This window comes from Stutzerimonas stutzeri RCH2 (genome assembly GCF_000327065.1).
Lineage (GTDB): Bacteria > Pseudomonadota > Gammaproteobacteria > Pseudomonadales > Pseudomonadaceae > Stutzerimonas > Stutzerimonas stutzeri_AE.
The window spans coordinates 833,083-850,591 of sequence record NC_019936.1; the positions used below are offsets into that span (position 1 = coordinate 833,083).

The following is a 17,509-nucleotide window of genomic DNA, read 5'->3' on the forward strand; positions in this document are numbered from 1 at the left end:
GAGGCCTGACCTCATGCTCGGCGCGGATGCGCTGGCGGCCGGGATCGCTCTGGCTGTGCTTTAAAGGGGATCGTGACGGCGCGGGGTTAGTTCACTGCCGATGGACAGCCGGGTGTCCGTAGCGGCGGGCATGAGTTGACCCTGGCGCGCTCTGACGCAGATGAGACGGGCTCTGGAGCTTTCGGTGGTCGCTGAACTGCTGTCGCTGCAAGCACTCGCAATCAGGCATTGCTGCTGCAAAGTGCGACGTTCTCACGACCGTGTTGTTTGACCTTGTACATGGCGCGGTCCGCTGCGGTCAGCAGTTCGTCGAGGTTCTCGCCATCGACGGGGCACAGCGCGATGCCGATGCTGCATGACACTCGCTGCTCGCCGGCGTCAGTCGCGATGGGCAGGCTGACCGCCTGGAGCAGCTTGTGCCCGGCAGCTTCGGCATCCGCCGCACTGGCGATATCTCTGACCAGCACGACGAACTCGTCACCGCCGTAACGTGCCGCGGTGTCATACATGCGGATCACCTGGCGCATCTGCTCGGCAACGCCGATCAATACCTGATCGCCCACTTCGTGACCGAAGCGATCATTGATGTCCTTGAAGCGATCGAGATCGACGACCATCACGGCAAACGGCGTTCCGTGCCGCTGCAGGTACGCGTAGGCCTCGGCGAAACGGTCAGTCAGCAGCTGGCGGTTGGGCAGGCGGGTGAGCACGTCGTGCGTGGCCAGGTAGGTGGAGCGCTGATACTCGCGCTCAGCCGTCGCGATGGCGCGGTAGTGACGCACCAGCACTGCCGGTAGCAGCCCCAGTGCGGCGACGAGAATCAGCAGGATGGCCAGCGTCTCGCGGGTCAGTACGTCGGCCAGATGCAACTGTCGCTCGATCAGCAACGTGGTTGGCTGCGAACTGCTGCCGATCCCTACCCGCGCCGTCAGGCGTGGCAGCAACAGACGGTCCAGCATGCCGGCTGGCATGGGTGTTGTCGTGAACAGCGAGCTCGATGCACCGACGCCGCTGTCGAGAAACGCCTCGATGCGCAGCTGCCCATCCCTATCAGTGGCAAGCACAGCGTTCCGCAATGCGTCGGTTCTCATCAGCAGCAGGGCAACCATGCTGCTACCGAAGAAGTTAGGGCCGGCGCTTGGATGAGGGGTTTCGGGACGACTTACCGCCTGGAGCAGGATGTAGGCGTCGCCGCCTTCGTACAGGGCGAATACCGGCGAGGCGACCGGTGCCGTGGTTTGCCGGCTACGGGCCAGCGCCTGGGACAGGTGGCCCACCGTCTCCAGTCGGACACCATAGATGGTGCTGGCTTGCACCAGCTTCGGATACATGAACAGCACCGGCCAGGTTTCGCTCAATGGCAGCGATGCCGTTGTCGGCTGCAGCGCCGGGCTGGGAAAGTCCTTGAGTCTGAAGTCGGCGCGCCAGCTGAGGCGTAGCAGTTCCTCGAAGGCGTATTGCTCGGCCAGGGGAACGCCACGTGCCACCTCCAGCATGTAAACCTGCGGGTATGCGGTGACAACGGCCTCGGCATAGCGCGCGGCGGCTGCCTCGTCACTTTGATCGACCGCCTGCAGAAAGGCCGAGAAGCCTGCCAGGACTGCTTCGTTGGTATCGAGCTTGTTGCGTACCGCGGCGGAGATGTTCTGTACCTGCTGGGCGAAGCGGGCATCCCAGCGCTGAATTTCGGACACGAACAGCAGCTGAGCGGAAACACCGGCCAGCAGCAGGGACAACAGGATGAAGGCTGCAAAAGAGCGCCGGCGTTTGGTCAGCATCGATACTTTCTCCCGATGACTATGCACGGGTTCTTAGCCAACCCCTGACGCCTGGTTGCATAGGCCGCCGGTGCGGGTGGCGCCGTGTTCTATCGGCACAACCGCTGGCGTCACGCCAAGCTAGCAAAACGCTATCCTGGGGTCTAGCAGTCGAGCGAAGTGCTATCAGGCACAGTTTTCGTGCCTCACGCACAAAGCAGGTGCTCCGAAGCAGACCATTTGATCCATTTCTTTTCCGTAAAAAGCCAAGTGGCTGATTCATAAGCGAATCATTCTGGTGGCACGCGTTCTGCACTCTCCTCGACAGCCGCCCGTGTGCAAAGGACGGCGGCGTCGCGCACACAGAAAAGCGCCCGCGCCATCGGCGAAGCGCTCAGGTTCAGTCTTGTGTTCGAGGAGTGCGTCATCCATGACTCGGCAATACGTTCCCATCATCGACCTGGCGCCATGTTTCGCCGGCACGCCGGAAGGCAAAAACAGCAGGTCGCCACCGTATACGCCGCGTTCAGAGAGGCGAAAGCTGATGGACATGATCGCCAACTGGCTGGGCAACACACCGGACTTCGCCGTGCCCTTCGCCCTGGCGGCGCTGGGTCTGATCCTCACGGACCGCGCTGGCGTGCTGGCCCTCGGCGCCGCAGTACTTCGTGCTGATGACGCCCAGCGCCGTGACGCTGGCGGTGACGGCAATCAGCCCGGCGCGCTAGGTATTCCCTTTATCCGCGAGGAGCGCCGCTGACGGCCCTGCGGCTTACTGCGCCTGGTTCTGGTTCTGGTTCTGGCTCTGGCTCTGGTCGCTGGAGCGGCAGGTGATCTCGGCATAGGGCTCGTCGGGCGAGTAGTCGCCGGGTACCCGCTCGGTGCGCTGGGTATTGGGTGCGACGCTGAACACCGGCGAGGCCGAGGTATCCGAGCGCGCATCGGCCGGCACGTGGAATTCGCAGGAAATCTGGCCGCCGGTGCGGTTCATCACCTTCACCGCACGCACCCCGAGCAGCTCGCCTTCGACGCCTTCGGACTTGGCCGGCACGCCCATGGGGCTGACCTCGACGTCCAGGCCGTTGAGGTGGGTGATGATTTCCGGCTGGGGTGTCTGCGCGATGGCAAGCGGAGCGCAAAGCGCCAGGCCGCAGGCAAGGACAAGTTGTCTGGTCATGGGAACCTCCGTCATTCGGTCACCTTTAGAAGGAGTCGAGGCCGGTCGGTTCGATGGCCGGACGAATCAATGATTGCAAATGATGAGGCGCTGTCGCAGCGGTCGCTCGGCGCCTAATGGCACTTTGCCGTATTTCGCCTTGCCGTGCCGTTTCCGGCGTGTTGAACTGCTGGTACAGCCGATGTTGTGCGGTGCTGTTCGGGAGTGGCTCACGTGGCTAGGTCTCTGTTCATCGGGTTGCTTGTGCTCTACGGCGGCATGGCTGTCGCTGCAGCCGATGCGACTCTGGAACTGAGTGCGGCGGAGCGTGCCTGGTTGGCCGAGCGGGATTCGGTCAGCGTGTGCGTCGATCCCGACTGGCTGCCGTTCGAGATGCTCAATGCGCGCGGTGAGCACGAAGGTATTGCAGCGGACCTGTTGCGCCTGGTCGCCGAGCGGGCGGGCCTGCCGCTGCAGATAGTGCCTACCCGGGACTGGGATGCATCGGTGGCCGCGTCCAAAGCTGGACGTTGCCAGTTGCTCAGCTTTCTCAATCAGACGCCCGAGCGGGATGCCTGGCTGATCTTCACCCGGCCGCTGTTCACCGATGCCAACGTACTCATCGCCCGCGACGAACACCCCCATGTGGTGAATCTGTCGGCGCTCACCGGCGCAAGCGTGGCGTTGCCTTCCGGCACGTCGGTGGAGGAGCACATCCGACACGATTTCCCTCAGCTGCGCATCATTCGCAGCGAAACCGATGCTCAGGCGCTGATGATGGTCAGCGAAGGCAAGGCCGATCTGACCATCCGCTCGCTGACCGTGGCGGCCTACACCATTCGTCACGACGGCTGGTTGAATCTCAAGATCGCCGGCCAGGTCAGCGGCTTCGACAACCAGTTTCGTATCGGCGTGCTGAACAGCGAACCGCTGCTACGCGACATTCTCGACAAGGCCATCGCGACGGTCACGCCAGTGGAGCTCAATCAGATCGCCAACCGTCACGTGCCGATTCGCGTCGAGACGGCGACGGACTATCGGCTGGTCGTGCAGATGGTGGTGGTGTTCTCGGTGGTATTGCTGACCAGCCTGTTCTGGATCGGGCGCCTGCGCCGGCTCAACGAGCAGCTGCAGATCAAGTCGCAGACCGACTCGCTGACCGGCCTGGCCAATCGTTCGGCACTCGACGGGCGCTTCGCGGTGGCGTTGGAGCAGGCCCGGCGGTATCACCGGCCCCTGTCGATCGTCATGCTGGATATCGACCATTTCAAACGCATCAACGATGAATTCGGTCACCAGATGGGCGACCGCGTGCTGCGCGAAATCGCCGGGCTGCTGCAGAGCTGTCTGCGCGGCACCGATGCGGTAGGGCGTTGGGGCGGCGAGGAGTTTCTCGTGCTGTGTCCGGAAACCAACGGACTGCAGGCCGAGGTGTTTGCCGAGCGTATCTGTGAGCAGGTGCGGGCGTTTCCCTTCAGCACCGGTCAGCGCCAGAGCCTCAGCGCCGGGGTGGCCGAGCTGATCCCGGCGGACACCACCGACAGCCTGCTGCGGCGTGCCGATGCCGCGCTGTATCGGGCCAAGCGTGGCGGGCGCGACCGGGTCTGTCTGGATGTGCCCGCCGAGCAGGGTGAGGCGTGATGCTCAGTGCTTGCCGGGCTTGCGCAGCCTGACGTAGAGATCCTTGCCACCCGTGGCGCTGCTGCCACGGGACTCCAGGTCGAAGCGCTTGGGCTGGTTGGCGATCAGCTCGCTGAGCTTCTTGCAGCCGTACAACCGTGGATCGAAGGCGGGACGCAGCTTGCTGATGTTCTGTCCGAGCGTGCCGAGCTGGATCCAGTCATCTTCTTCGGACAGGTCGTCGAGCACCTTGGCAATGAAGTCCACCGGCACCTGCTGGCAGTTGATCGCATCACCCTTGTCGCTGGTGCGCACGGGCTTGCTACTGGCTTCCTCGACCTGAGCTGCAGCGACAAGCTTCTCCGGCGAGGGGGCTTCGACGGCCTTCGGTGCATCGGCGCGCAGGATCTCGGTGTAGATGAACTTGTCGCAGGCCGAGACGAACGGCGAGGGCGTCTTCTGCTCGCCGAAGCCGTACACCGTCAGGCCTTCCTCGCGGATGCGCGCCGCCAGGCGGGTGAAGTCGCTGTCACTGGAAACCAGGCAGAAACCGTCGAAGCGTCGGGTGTAGAGCAAATCCATGGCATCGATGATCAGCGAGCTGTCGGTGGCGTTCTTGCCCGAGGTATAGGCGAACTGCTGGATTGGCTGGATCGAATAGTCGAGCAGGACCTTCTTCCAGCTGCCCAGGTTGGGTTTGGTCCAGTCGCCGTAGATGCGCTTGACGCTGGCGACGCCATACTTGGCGATCTCCTCGAACAGCCCCTCGACGATGGCGGCGGGCGCGTTGTCGGCATCGATCAGAACCGCGAGGTGCTTCTGCTTGTTCGAACTGCTGGGCTTGCTGGCCATGCTTCTTCCCTGGACGTGAGATCGTCCGACCATAACGCCGACAGCCGTGCCCTGGCCATAGCGGCTTTCGGTCAGGCATGCCGAACGCGGCGGGCTCGGTTAGCATTCGCGCCTTTGAACACAGGGATTGACGGCATGGAACAGCGCGGCACGCTGAAAAGCTGGAACGACCAGAAGGGCTTTGGCTTCATTCGCCCCGAGCAGGGCGGTGAGGATGTGTTTGCGCATATCTCGGCGGTGCATGGCGAACGGCGGCCGCTGGTGGGCGATCGGGTGCTGTATGTGGCCGGGCGCGATCCACAGGGACGACTACGCGCCGAGCATCTGCGGCTGGATGCGCCAATGACGCTGGACCAGCCTTCGATTCGCCAGCGCCCGGGCAGCCCGCGGCAGAGCACCGAGCAGCAGGCTCGCCCACGCGCGTCCGGGCGAGCCGCTGGAAAGCCTGCGCGTCAGCTGGTCGCCGGTAACATTCAGCAGCTTCCGCTCAAGCTGGTGCTGTTCGCGCTGCTGTGCCTGCTGCCGCTGGCGGGTAGCCTTTACCGGTTGGGCACGGCGCTGCCGCTGGCGGTCTATGCCGTCGCCAGCCTGCTGACCTTCTTTCTCTACTGGCGCGACAAGCACAGCGCGCTGAAGGATCGCTGGCGCACGCCGGAAACCACGCTGCATTTCTTCGAGCTGGCGGGCGGCTGGCCGGGCGCGCTGGTGGCGCAGCAGGTCTTTCGCCACAAGACCCGCAAACTGAGCTATCAGCTGGCGTTCTGGCTGATCGTGGTGCTGCACCAGGCGTTCTGGATCGATCTGCTGTTCATCGGCAGTGGTTTTACCCGCGAGCGCCTGGACTGGCTGCTGCGGCTGCTCTGAAACGCGAAAGCCCGGCAAATGCCGGGCTTTCGAACGAGCATCTCGGCTCAGACCTTCTTGACGAACTCGGACTTGAGCTTCATCGCGCCGATGCCGTCGATCTTGCAATCGATATCGTGGTCGCCATCGCACAGGCGGATGTTCTTCACCTTGGTGCCGACCTTGACCACCAGCGACGAGCCCTTGACCTTGAGGTCCTTGATCACGCTGACCGTGTCGCCGTCCTGCAGGGTGTTGCCCACGGCATCCTTGATCACCTTGTCGTTCTCGCCAGCGGCCGCGGCGCTTTCGCTGGCGGACCACTCATGGGCGCACTCGGGGCAGACCAGCATCTGGCCGTCCTCGTAGGTGTATTCGGAGTTGCATTTGGGGCAGGGCGGCAAGGTGCTCACGGCAGGTCCTTCAATGGGAAATTGCGGAAAGCCGTGCATTGTATAAGGTTTTGTTACAAATTTGGGGCCGGCGTGGAATCCAGGCTGGCCAGATTCCACGTGGTTCACGGAGTAGCGCTTACTTCACGGCGGTGAGGCGCTCGTTGCCAGCGCGCAGCTCGCTGTAGCGATGTTCCAGTTCGCGGCGGATTTCGCGGCGCTGGTAGGCCTGGGCGAAACGACGCTGCTGCTCGGCAGTTTTCGGGTTCAGCGGCGGCACTGGCACCGGTTTGCCGTCTTCGCCGAGGGCGACCATGGTGAAGAAGCAGCTGTTGGTATGGCGCACGGTCTTCTCGCGAATGTCTTCGGTGACGACCTTGATGCCGATCTCCATCGATGTGGTGCCGGTGTAGTTGACCGAGGCGAGGAAGGTCACCAGTTCGCCGACATGCACCGGCTGGCGGAACACAACCTGGTCCACCGAGAGGGTAACGACATATTGCCCGGCGTAGCGACTGGCGCAGGCATAGGCGACTTCGTCGAGATACTTGAGCAGCGTGCCGCCATGTACGTTGCCGGAAAAATTGGCTTTATCCGGCGTCATCAGCACGGTCATGGTCAGCTCTGCATGTCCATCTAGCATGGGGGTTACGGCTCCTCGGTGATCAAGGGTTGCTACTTTAGTCGAATGCCTCCCGTCTGTCTGGTGAAACCAGCAAAGCGCTTCATCAAAATTTTCTATCGTCAATGCGGCAAAGGCGCGCACTTGTGTCATTTGGCTGAATAAGCCGGTGCTACGACACAAATATCATCGTATCGAGAATGCCTCTGACGGGCTTTTGTGATGCTCATCACGGAAGTCCGGCGTTGCGCTCATCAGGCAGCACTTTTGTTGACTTGTGCCGGGGTCCTGCCCCGCCACGCTTCCTATAGTCGGCGCCCGCGACGCTCCATTGGCCAACTCCAGACACGGATGATCCTCATGCGCACGCTTGTTCTTGCTCTGCTCGCCTGCTTCGTCCCGCTTGCCCATGCCAGCGAAGAGGCGATGGAGCGATTCAACTATCTGATGGCCGATGAACAGCGGCGTGAGCAGGCCAGCCTGGCCGGTCAGGAACGCGCCGTGTTCTGCTCGTACTGCCACGGCGAAACCGGCAACAGCAAGCGCAAGCACATCCCCAATCTCGCCGGGCAGAATCCGCTGTACCTGTTCCACTCCTTCGAGAAGTTCGCCAGTGGCGAACGCGTCGATTTCGTCATGTCCAAGCTGGCGCAGAATCTCAGCATGGAGGAGCGGGTGAACATCGCGGTGTACTTCAGCCAGCAGAAGGTCAATCCGCCAGAGGGCGCACCGAACCTGGCGTTGCACAAAAGCGGCGAGAAGATCTTCAAGACCACCTGTACCGGCTGCCACGGTGCACATGCCGAAGGCATGGAAACCATGCCGCGGCTGGCCGGCCAGCCCGACGAGTACATCCGCAAGGCGCTGACGCGCTTCCGCGAGAACGACCCCAGCCGTGCCGGTTCGGTGATGATTGGCGTCGCCAGCCACCTGTCCGCAGCGGATGTCGAGGCGCTGGCGGCCTACCTGTCGCACCTCAAGCTGACCCCGGCCGAGGAAATGGCCAACATCAACCGCCTGCGCAAGACCACTGCCGCCGCTCAGTAACGCTGGATCTGCGCCGGTGTGCGGCGCATCAGCACCTCACCATTGCGCACCGAAAGCAGGGCATGGCCCTGGGTGCGCAGCATCTCGTAGTCGTCCGGCGCCGACAACACCAGCAGATTGGCCGGGCGCCCCACTTCCAGCCCGTAGCGCTCGCCGAGGTTCAGGGTGCGTGCGCTGTTGTCGGTGATCAGGTCCAGGCCGCGCTGCAGGTCCTCGTAGCCGAGCATGTGGCAGATGTGCAGTCCGGCTTCGAGGATGCGCAGGATGTTGCCGTTGCCCAGCGGATACCAGGGGTCGACGATGGAATCCTGGCCGAAGCAGACGTTCATTCCGGCGCGGTCGATCTCGGCCACACGGGTCAGACCGCGGCGCTTCGGGTAGGTATCGAAGCGGCCCTGCAGGTGGATGCTCTCGGTCGGGCAGGAAACGAAGTTGATCTTCGATAGCTTGAGCAGGCGGAACAGCTTGGAGCAGTAGGCGTTGTCGTAAGAGCCCATCGCCGTGGTGTGGCTGGCGGTGACCCGCTCGCCTATCTCGCGCACCCGCGCTTCCTCGGCGAGCACTTCGAGAAAGCGTGACTGAGGGTCGTCGGTTTCGTCGCAGTGCACGTCCACCAGGCAGCCCGTGCGCTCGGCCAGGTCCATGAGGAACTTGATCGAGCTGACGCCCTGGTCGCGGGTGTTCTCGAAATGCGGAATGCCGCCGACCACATCGGCGCCCATGGCGATCGCCTCGGTCATCAGCTCGCGACCGCCCTTGAACGACTCGATGCCCTCCTGCGGGAAGGCGACGATCTGCAGGTCGATCAGGTGGCGGGTTTCCTCGCGCACCTCGAGCATCGATTTAAGCGCCGACAGCGTCGGGTCGGTGACGTCGACGTGGGTGCGCACATGCTGGATGCCGTGGTCGACCAGCATGTCGATGGTCTTCTTCGCCCGCGCCTTGGTGTCCTCGTGGGTGACCAGCGCCTTGCGCTCACCCCAGCGCTCGATGCCCTCGAACAGCGTGCCGCTCATGTTCCAGGCCGGCTGGCCGGCGGTGAGGGTGGCGTCGAGGTGGATGTGCGGCTCGATGAAGGGCGGTACTACCAGGTTGCTGGCGGCGTCGATATCGCCCTCGTTGGCTTCGGCCGGCGCCTGCTGCGCGCTGATGGAAGCGATGCGTGCGCCGTCCAGTTCGATGCGGTAGAGGCCGCTGCGGCCGCGCAGGCGGGCGTTGAGGATGTTCATGGTGGCTCCTTGATCAGCGTGCGTCGGTTTGCGTCAGCACCGTGCGCGACAGGGCCAGGCGCTGGCCCTCGTACAGCACAATATAGGCTGCGGCGGCCACCAGTATGCCGACGATGGGCGCCACCCAGGGCGAGAAATAGGCGCAGGCGGCGCCCAGCACGTAGGCCGCCAGGCCCAGGCTGTTGTATTTGGGCAGACGCGCCTCGGCCAGCTTTGGATAGTGCCCGCGATGGCGGTAGAAATAGTCCGCCATGATTACGCCGCCGATGGGCGGGATGATCGAGCCGAGCAGGATCAGGAAGGGGATCAGCAGTTCGTACATGCCGCCGAGCGCCAGCAGCGTGCCGACGAAGGCACCGCCGAGGGTCACCAGGCGGCGACGCTCGGTGCGCAGCAGGTTGCAGCCGGCGGCGGCAAAGTTGTAAATGGTGTTGTCCTGGGTGGTCCAGAGGTTGAGGAAAAGCATCACCACCGCGGCCATCGACAGGCCCTGCAGCACCAGCACTTCGACGATATCCGGCTGCTGGTAGACGATTGCTCCGTAGGCGCCGGCGACGATCATCAAGCCGTTGCCGATGAAGAAGCCGATCAAACTGGCCCATACGGCCACCTTGCTGCTGCGGGCGAAGCGCGTCCAGTTGGTGGCCTGGGTTGCCCCACTGACGAAGGTGCCGAAGATCATGGTGATGGCCATACCGAGGGTCAGGCTGTCGCCCGGCTGCACCGCTAGCAGGCCGTCCAGCCCGCCAATGTCGCGGGTGGCGGTCCACAGCGAGGCGATCAATAGGATCAGCATCGCCGGCACCGCGATACGCGAGAGCAGGTCGAGGCCCTTGTAGCCGACGAAGGCGGTCAGGCAGAAGCCGAAGCCGAACAGCACCATCAACGGCATCGTCCAGCTTTCCGGCAACGCCAGCAGGCGCACCAGGACGATGGCGATGGTCGCCGTGCCCCAGGCGTACCAGCCTATCTGGGTGAAGCCGAGCAGGAAGTCGGAAAGCCGGCTACCGGCCTCGCCGAAGCAGAAGCGCCCCATCAGCACCGAGTTCAGCCCACTGCGGCAGGCGATCAGCCCGAGCGCGGCGGCATAGAGGCCGAGCAGCAGGTTGCCGATCACCGCGGCCCAGAGCATGGTCTTGAAGTCGAAGGCCAGGCCGATCTTGCCGCCGGCGAACATGGTGGCGGTGAAGAAGGTGAAGCCGAACAGCAGGATGGAAGTGGACCACAGCCCCTTGCGCGCGCCGGCAGGCACTTCGCTCAGGGGGTAGTCGGTATCGACGGGCTGTTTCATCGGTGGATGCTCCGCAAGGTCAATGCAGCCCACGGTGCAGATGCCATGCCATTTGCTGACCGATCGGCCAGTTCGGCGCGCTGGCGATAACGCTGCAGCCAGCGTGATTCGTCCCGGTGCGTCAAGCTATCCGTGTGCACTGGGATTGCGCTCTAGCGCGAAGTTCCGCCAAGCGGAGCGACATTTTCTCTATCGCCACGTTCGGCTTATTCAATTGGGGCATCTTCGGCCCCCCTCTTAGGCTTTCCGACGCGCCATAAGCGCATCAGAAAATCGAAGAGGAATCACCCATGTCCCGTATGACCTTCGGCTCCACACCAGCGCGTTTTGCGCTCGGTGTTATTTCCGCGAGCCTCCTTGCGCTGTCTGCCAATGCTGCCCCGCTGACCCGCGACAATGGCGCGCCGGTCGGCAACAACCAGAATTCCCAGACCGCCGGGCCCAACGGTCCGACCCTGCTGCAGGACGTGCAATTACTGCAGAAGCTGCAGCGTTTCGGTCGCGAGCGTGTCCCCGAGCGCGTTGTGCATGCCCGTGGCACCGGCGCCCACGGCGAGTTCACCGCCACCGAAGACATCTCCGACCTGACCCTGGCCAAGGTCTTCGAGAAGGGCAGCAGCACGCCGGTGTTCGTCCGTTTCTCCACCGTGGTGCACGGCCTGCACTCGCCGGAAACGCTGCGCGACCCGCGCGGCTTCGCCACCAAGTTCTACACCGCCGACGGCAACTGGGACCTGGTCGGCAACAACTTCCCGACCTTCTTCATCCGCGACGCGGTCAAGTTCCCGGACATGGTCCACTCCTTCAAGCCGGACCCGCGCACCAACCTGGATGACGACAGCCGCCGCTTCGACTTCCTCTCGCACCACCCCGAGTCGACCCGCACCCTGACCCTGCTGTACTCCAACCAGGGCACCCCGGCCAGCTACCGGATGATGGATGGCAACGGTGTGCACGCCTACAAGTTCGTCAACGAGCAGGGCGAAACCCACTACGTGAAATTCCGCTGGAAGAGCCAGCAGGGCCTGAAGAACCTCGACCCGAAAGAGAACGAGGCGATGCAGGGCAAGGACTACAGTCACCTGAGCCGCGATCTGGTCACCGCCATCGACAACGGCGACTACCCCAAATGGGACCTCATGATCCAGGTGCTCAAGCCGGAGGATCTGGCCAAGTTCGAATTCGATCCGCTGGATGCCACCAAGATCTGGCCTGACGTGCCCGAGCGCAAGATCGGCCAGATGGTGCTGAACAGGAATCCGGACAACATCTTCCAGGAAACCGAGCAGGTCGCCATGGCGCCGGCCAATCTCGTGCCGGGTATCGAGCCGTCCGAGGACCGTCTGCTGCAGGGCCGTCTGTTCTCCTATGCCGACACCCAGATGTACCGCGTTGGTGCCAATGGCATGAGCCTGCCGATCAATCGGCCGAAGGTGGCGGCCAACAACGGCAATCAGGACGGTCAGCTGAACCCCGGCCACACCAACACCAGCGTCAACTACCAGCCGAGCCGCCGTGAGAACCGCGAGGAAACCCCGCGCGCCGTACTCAGCAAACTGGAGCTGAGCGGGACCACCCAGCAGGCACCGATCCAGCGTCAGCAGAACTTCAAGCAGGCCGGCGATCTGTATCGCTCGTTCAGCAAGAAGGAGCAGACCGACCTGATCAAAACCTTGGGTGGCGAGCTGGCCAATGCGGACGACGAGGCCAGGCACATCCTGCTGTCGTTCTTCTACAAGGCTGACGTCAATTACGGCGAGGGCCTGACAAAGGTCGCCAAGGCCGACCTCAAGCGGGTCAAGGCGCTGGCTGCCGAGCTGCAGGACTAAGCAAACGGTTGCTTTTGACCCGGGTCGGGCGATGACCCGGGTCTTTTTTATCGTGGAGGCAGATATGAAAGGTCTTTTGCTGATGGCAGCGCTGCTGTTGGGCAGCGGGGCCGCCCTGGCCGCTGATGGCCCGCTGACGAATGCCGCCGACACGCCAGAGGCGGTCAAACAGCAGTTGCGCGACTATTTCTTCAATGCGGCGCGCTTCGGCGATAACGAGATTCTCGACGAATTCATCCGGGCCGGTTACGACCTGAACAGCGCCGATGGCAATGGCTACACCGCCCTCATCCTGGCGGCCTACAACGGCCATGGCGACACGGTGGAGCGTCTGCTCGCCGCCGGGGCCGATGCCTGCGCCGAAGACAAGCGCGGCAATACGGCGCTGCTCGGCGCGATCTTCAAAGGCGAGCTGGGTATCGCCAAGCGGCTGCTGGCCACCGAGTGCGATCCCAACCAGCGCAACAACGCCGGGCAGACGCCGGCAATGTACGCCGCGCTGTTCCAGCGCGAGGCACTGCTCCAGACGCTGCGCGAACATGGTGCGGACCTGAGCGCGGCGGACCCGCTGGGTAACAGCGTGGAAAGCCTGGCGCGCGGCGAGATCCGCACCCGCTGATCCCTCAGTAGCTCTTGTAGGGCAGGAACTTGCCCGACAGCACCACACTGACGCGATCGCCCTTGGGGTCGCTCTGGCGCTGGATATCCATGGAGAAGTCGATGGCGCTCATGATGCCGTCACCGAATTCCTCGTGGATCAGCTCCTTGATGGTGGTGCCGTAGACGTTGACCAGCTCGTACCAGCGGTAGATCAGCGGATCGCTCGGCACTGCGGTGGGCAGCGAGCCTTTGTAGGGCGCGATCTGCAGCCAGGCGACGGCCTCGTCGGAGAGCTCGAAGAGCTGCCCCAGGGTCTCGGCCTGGGCCTTGTCGAAGGCCATCTGGCCGAGGCAACCGGCGGTGGTCCACTCCTTGGACATGCCGATGCTTTCGGCGACATGCGCCCACTTCAGGCCCTTGCGTACCTTGGCGGAGACGATCATCTGGGTGACCTGTTCACGACTGCTGATCATGGCGAATCCTCATCTGGCGAATGCGAGTGAATGGCCGCACGGGCGCGGCGGGCCTCGGTCGATGCAGGTTCGGTGCCAGGCGTTTCAATCGTATTCGGCTGCCTCGTGCTCGCCGAGCAGGCGACGCTGGCGCGGCGTGGCGGCGGCCAGCACCTCGGGATTGAAACTGAAGTGCAGGTAGGGCGAGAACTTCTGCGCGACCATGCGCCGGCCGTAGTGGATCTGTAGCAGGTAGCGGCTGCGCTCGGCCGTGCGGTTGCGGCTGCCGGCGTGCCAGAGGTCGCTGCGAAACAGCAGCAGGTCGCCGGCCTTGCACAGTACTGGCTCAGGGGCGCGTCCGTGCCATTGCGTTTCGCTCGGGCGCGGCTTGCGCCCGGCGCGGTGGCTGCCGGGGATCACCAGCGTCGGGCAGAGGTCGGCGTCGATGTCGTCCAGATACAGGTGTGCGGTGCAGATCTGCATCGGCAGTTCGAAGGCGGGGTCGGCGAGCAGGCTTTCCGGCAGCTCCATGGCCAGATGGTCGGAATGCAGCTCGCCGCCGATAAAGCCCGGGCGGCTGCGCCAGGCGGTCTGGCCGATGATATGGCAGTCCGCGCCGAGCGCTGCCTCGGCCAGTTCGATCACCCCGGGCAGATCGAGAAAGCGCAGCCAGAACGGCGAACGGTTGAACACGCACTTGAAGTGGTCGTCGACCAGTCCCTGGTAATCCCAGTGGATGGGTTCGAGGCGGTCGATGGCGTCGCGCAATTCCGTGATCGTCGGCGGATCGACCACCGCAGGCAGCAGCACAAAGCCCTGCTGGTGCAGGGCGGCGAGCTGTTGCTGGAGGTCGCTGGACTCAGGCATGGCGGCGCTGGCGGATGACTTTCGCTCAGCATAGGCAGCGTGGGCGCACGTTGAAAGCCGGCTGAAAGCTTGCGGCGCTACTGTGCCGGCGCTGCTGCGGCAGCCAGTTGCGTGGTCACGAGCCGCGCCTCTGCTCTCTCGCTCTGGCGTACCCGGCGGCGTCGCCAGAAGCGGCGCCACCGGCGCGCACCTCGCCTAGTTCGAAACCACCCGTGCGATGGCCTTGGCCAGCGCATCCAGGCGCTCGGCATCCAGTCCGGCGACGTTGGCCCGACCGCTTTCCACCAGATACACCGAATCTTCGGCACGCAGCCGGCGTACCTGCTCGGCGGTCAGGCCGGTGTAGGAGAACATCCCGCGCTGCTGGGCGATATGCGCAAAGCGCTCGGCCAGCCCATATGGCATCAGCGCCTCGACCAGCCCCTGACGAAGGCTGGCGATGCGTCGGCGCATGCGCTCGACCTCGCCCTGCCAGATCTGCCGCAACGGCTCGTCGGCAAGGATCGTCGCCACCACCGCGGCGCCGTGGGCCGGTGGCGTCGACCAGAGGTTGCGTGCCAGCGACGCGAGCTGGCTGCGCACGTCGAGCAGGCGCTCGGCATCGCTGGTGACCGCGATCAGCGCGCCGGTACGCTCGCGGTACAGGCCGAAGTTCTTCGAGCAGGAAGTGGTGATGAGCATTTCCGGCAGCGTTTCGGCGAACAGCCGTACCGCCCAGGCGTCCTCTTCCAGTCCGTCGCCAAAGCCCTGATAGGCGAAGTCGAATAGCGGCAGCAATTCGCGTGCGCGCACCACCTCGAGCACCCGCAGCCAGTCGTCGTGATTCAGGTCGAAGCCGGTGGGGTTGTGGCAGCAGGCGTGCAGCAGCACCACGTCGCCGGGCGGCACCTGTTGCAATGCGGCGAGCATGCCTTCGACATCGAGGCGGTTGTCGGCGCCGACGTAGGGGTAGTGCTGCACGCGCAGGCCAGCGGCGGCGAACAGGGTTTCGTGGATCGGCCAGGTCGGGTCGCTCAGCCAGATGCTGCGCCCCGGCAGGCACTTGGCGATGAACTCACCGGCCAGCCGCAGCGCGCCAGTGCCGCCCGGTGCCTGGGTGCAGCCGGCGCGCTGCTCGCCAAGGGCAATGGCGCGGCTGCCGAGCGCCTGGCGCAGCAGCAGGGCGCCGAACTGGGCGTCGCCGTGGCCGCCGATGTAGCTCTTGCTCTGCTCACCGTCGACCAGGCGCTGCTCGGCCAGTTTCACCGCACGCGGGATCGGCGTCAGGCCCTGGGCGTCCTTGTAGACGCCGACGCCCAGGTCGAGCTTGGCCGGGTTGGGATCGGCGCGATACAGGTCCATCAGGCCGAGGATGGGGTCGCCGGGCACGCGGGGAATCTGACCGAAATGCATTACTTGCGGCCCTCCGCGCTGGCGGCGAGCTGGTCGGTGCGTGCGGCCATGATGAAGTCGTTGCGGTGCAGGCCGCGCATCTCGTGGCTCCACCAGGTCACGGTGACCTTGCCCCACTCGGTGAGCAGGGCGGGATGGTGGCCGACCTCCTCGGCGATGGCGCCGACCGCATTGGTGAAGGCCAGGGCGTGGCGGAAGTTGCGGAACAGGAAGACACGCTCCAGCTCCATGTGGTCGCCGCGCACTTCGATGTTCCAGTCGGGGATTTCGCGGATCAGCTCGGCCAGTTCTTCATCGGACACCTTGGGCGCATCGGCGCGGCAGGCTTCGCATTGGGCTTGGGCAAGGGCGGTCATGGTGGTGGTCCTTTTGTTTGATGGTTGGAAAGCGTAGGTGAGATGGACGGGTCGTACTGGCCGCGTGGATAAGCCTTCGGCGTTATCCACCCTACAAGGCAAGAGGATTCGCGGCCAGGTTCCTTCCGCTGGGGTGTAGGTCAGCGTCGGCTTCGACCAGCACGCTTGGCCTGTAGGCCGAACGGTGTCTTGCGAAACGCGTGAACCGGCCTGCGGCGTTGTCCAGCCTACGCCGCCTTGGGCGGAAACTTCGGCTGGTGCAGGCCCAGGCGCATGGCCTCGCGCACCATGGCCATGATGTCCTGCTGGGCCAGGTCGAACAGCTGCTTGAGGTCCGGCAGGACGAAGTACAGCGGCTGCAGGATGTCGATGCGATAAGGCGTGCGCATGGCTTCCATGGCATCGAACGGCTGCCGCTCCGGCTCGTCGGACAGGCTGTAGAGCGTTTCCTTCGGCGAAGAGAGGATGCCGCCGCCGTAGATGCGCAGCCCGGCCGGGGTATCCACCAGGCCGAACTCGACGGTCATCCAGTACAGCCGCGCTAGATAGACCCGTTCCTCCTTGCTGGCTTTCAAGCCGAGCTGGCCGTAGGTGTGGGTGAATTCGGCGAACCACGGGTTGGTCAGCAGCGGGCAGTGACCGAAGATCTCGTGAAAGATGTCCGGCTCCTGCAGGTAGTCCAGTTCTTGCGGGGTGCGAATAAAGGTCGCGACCGGGAAGCGCTTGCTCGCCAGCAGCTCGAAGAAGCGCTGGAAGGGGATCAGCGCCGGTACGCGCTCGACCTGCCAACCGGTGGTTGCCTCCAGCACGCGGTTGATCTCGCCGAGCTGCGGGATGCGCTCGTGGGGCAGGGCGAGCTGGTCGAGGCCGTCGAGGTATTCCTGGCAGGCGCGTCCTTCGAGCAGCTTCAGTTGCCGCTCGACCAGCGTCTGCCACACCGCGTGTTCGGCGTCGGGGTAATGAATGTGCCCCTGCGCGTCCGGTTCGCGGGCTACGTAGTGGGTGGTCTTCATCGCTACTCCTGGCCGCTTGGGCATTTTGTTGTTGCCCTCATTCGAACCCGAACACGTACCGTCGTGGAGTCCCGCTGTGGCGGAATGTCGCAGTGTGCGCGATCTGTGCTGTAAGGAAAGCGTGACGTTATTGCCGATCGCCGGATCGGCGGCATTGCCAAGTGTGTTATCTGGCAAATAATCTTGACGGA

17 protein-coding genes and 1 pseudogene are annotated in these 17,509 nt (G+C 64.0%); 6 read left to right on the forward strand and 12 right to left on the reverse strand.

Features of this window, described 5'->3' with window-relative positions; translation table 11 throughout:
- Positions 1–221: 221 nt before the first annotated feature.
- Entirely contained in the window at positions 222–1,778 is a 1,557-nt protein-coding gene (locus PSEST_RS03740) for a sensor domain-containing diguanylate cyclase (RefSeq protein ID WP_015275704.1), read from the reverse strand.
- 523 nt (positions 1,779–2,301) lie between these two features.
- Between PSEST_RS03740 and PSEST_RS22045 the strand changes: the two are divergent.
- Positions 2,302–2,412 (forward strand): annotated as a pseudogene (locus tag PSEST_RS22045) (ABC transporter permease); the annotation flags it as partial.
- A 117-nt stretch (positions 2,413–2,529) separates the two neighbouring features.
- On the opposite strand, the gene PSEST_RS03750 reads toward PSEST_RS22045, so the two are convergent.
- Positions 2,530–2,934, reverse strand: a complete 405-nt coding sequence (locus tag PSEST_RS03750; protein ID WP_015275706.1) for a hypothetical protein — start codon at positions 2,932–2,934, stop codon at positions 2,530–2,532.
- Between the two features lie 258 nt (positions 2,935–3,192).
- On the opposite strand from PSEST_RS03750, the gene PSEST_RS03755 reads away from it, so the two are divergent.
- The gene (locus PSEST_RS03755; RefSeq protein ID WP_080602194.1) at positions 3,193–4,554 is read left to right on the forward strand and encodes a diguanylate cyclase domain-containing protein; all 1,362 of its coding nucleotides are present in this window, start codon (positions 3,193–3,195) and stop codon (positions 4,552–4,554) included.
- A 3-nt stretch (positions 4,555–4,557) separates the two neighbouring features.
- On the opposite strand, the gene PSEST_RS03760 is transcribed toward PSEST_RS03755, so the two are convergent.
- The gene (locus PSEST_RS03760; RefSeq protein ID WP_015275708.1) at positions 4,558–5,385 is read right to left on the reverse strand and encodes an NYN domain-containing protein; all 828 of its coding nucleotides are present in this window, start codon (positions 5,383–5,385) and stop codon (positions 4,558–4,560) included.
- A gap of 135 nt (positions 5,386–5,520) precedes the next feature.
- On the opposite strand from PSEST_RS03760, the gene PSEST_RS03765 reads away from it, so the two are divergent.
- On the forward strand, positions 5,521–6,249 hold the full coding sequence (locus PSEST_RS03765; RefSeq protein ID WP_015275709.1) for a DUF1294 domain-containing protein: 729 nt from the start codon (positions 5,521–5,523) through the stop codon (positions 6,247–6,249).
- Between the two features lie 47 nt (positions 6,250–6,296).
- Here PSEST_RS03765 and PSEST_RS03770 read toward each other — a convergent pair whose 3' ends face one another.
- A complete protein-coding gene (locus tag PSEST_RS03770; RefSeq protein WP_015275710.1) occupies positions 6,297–6,641 on the reverse strand; it encodes a zinc ribbon domain-containing protein YjdM in 345 nt (114 codons plus the stop codon).
- Between the two features lie 118 nt (positions 6,642–6,759).
- Positions 6,760–7,263, reverse strand: a complete 504-nt coding sequence (locus PSEST_RS03775; RefSeq protein ID WP_015275711.1) for an acyl-CoA thioesterase — start codon at positions 7,261–7,263, stop codon at positions 6,760–6,762.
- Positions 7,264–7,602: 339 nt separating this feature from the next.
- Here PSEST_RS03775 and PSEST_RS03780 point away from each other — a divergent pair, with 339 nt between their 5' ends.
- Complete coding sequence (locus tag PSEST_RS03780) at positions 7,603–8,289, forward strand: c-type cytochrome (protein WP_015275712.1); 687 nt, start codon at positions 7,603–7,605, stop codon at positions 8,287–8,289.
- Here the strand turns inward: PSEST_RS03780 and codA are convergent.
- Both codA and codB read right to left on the reverse strand, forming a co-directional pair.
- Entirely contained in the window at positions 8,283–9,518 is a 1,236-nt protein-coding gene (codA, locus tag PSEST_RS03785) for a cytosine deaminase (protein WP_015275713.1), read from the reverse strand. The genes PSEST_RS03780 and codA overlap by 7 nt on opposite strands.
- A gap of 13 nt (positions 9,519–9,531) precedes the next feature.
- Positions 9,532–10,809, reverse strand: coding sequence for a cytosine permease (gene codB, locus PSEST_RS03790; RefSeq protein WP_015275714.1), 1,278 nt, complete (start codon positions 10,807–10,809; stop codon positions 9,532–9,534).
- Between the two features lie 290 nt (positions 10,810–11,099).
- Here codB and PSEST_RS03795 point away from each other — a divergent pair, with 290 nt between their 5' ends.
- Together PSEST_RS03795 and PSEST_RS03800 are read left to right on the forward strand one after the other, a co-directional pair.
- Positions 11,100–12,638 (forward strand): catalase, encoded by a 1,539-nt coding sequence (locus PSEST_RS03795; protein ID WP_015275715.1) that lies wholly within the window; start codon positions 11,100–11,102, stop codon positions 12,636–12,638.
- Positions 12,639–12,702: 64 nt separating this feature from the next.
- Positions 12,703–13,257 carry an ankyrin repeat domain-containing protein gene (locus PSEST_RS03800; RefSeq protein ID WP_015275716.1) on the forward strand — a complete coding sequence of 185 codons (555 nt, stop codon included), beginning with the start codon at positions 12,703–12,705 and terminating at the stop codon, positions 13,255–13,257.
- Between the two features lie 4 nt (positions 13,258–13,261).
- Here the strand turns inward: PSEST_RS03800 and cynS are convergent, their stop codons facing one another.
- The 5 genes from cynS to phhA form a co-directional block, all read right to left on the reverse strand.
- Complete coding sequence (gene cynS, locus PSEST_RS03805; RefSeq protein ID WP_015275717.1) at positions 13,262–13,711, reverse strand: cyanase; 450 nt, start codon at positions 13,709–13,711, stop codon at positions 13,262–13,264.
- Between the two features lie 84 nt (positions 13,712–13,795).
- On the reverse strand, positions 13,796–14,557 hold the full coding sequence (locus tag PSEST_RS03810; protein WP_015275718.1) for a phytanoyl-CoA dioxygenase family protein: 762 nt from the start codon (positions 14,555–14,557) through the stop codon (positions 13,796–13,798).
- A gap of 195 nt (positions 14,558–14,752) precedes the next feature.
- A complete protein-coding gene (locus PSEST_RS03815) occupies positions 14,753–15,949 on the reverse strand; it encodes an amino acid aminotransferase (protein ID WP_015275719.1) in 1,197 nt (398 codons plus the stop codon).
- Complete coding sequence (locus PSEST_RS03820) at positions 15,949–16,305, reverse strand: 4a-hydroxytetrahydrobiopterin dehydratase (protein ID WP_011914586.1); 357 nt, start codon at positions 16,303–16,305, stop codon at positions 15,949–15,951. The genes PSEST_RS03815 and PSEST_RS03820 overlap by 1 nt, the downstream gene beginning before the upstream one ends.
- Before the next feature lie 227 nt (positions 16,306–16,532).
- Complete coding sequence (gene phhA / locus PSEST_RS03825) at positions 16,533–17,318, reverse strand: phenylalanine 4-monooxygenase (RefSeq protein ID WP_015275720.1); 786 nt, start codon at positions 17,316–17,318, stop codon at positions 16,533–16,535.
- Positions 17,319–17,509: the final 191 nt, after the last annotated feature.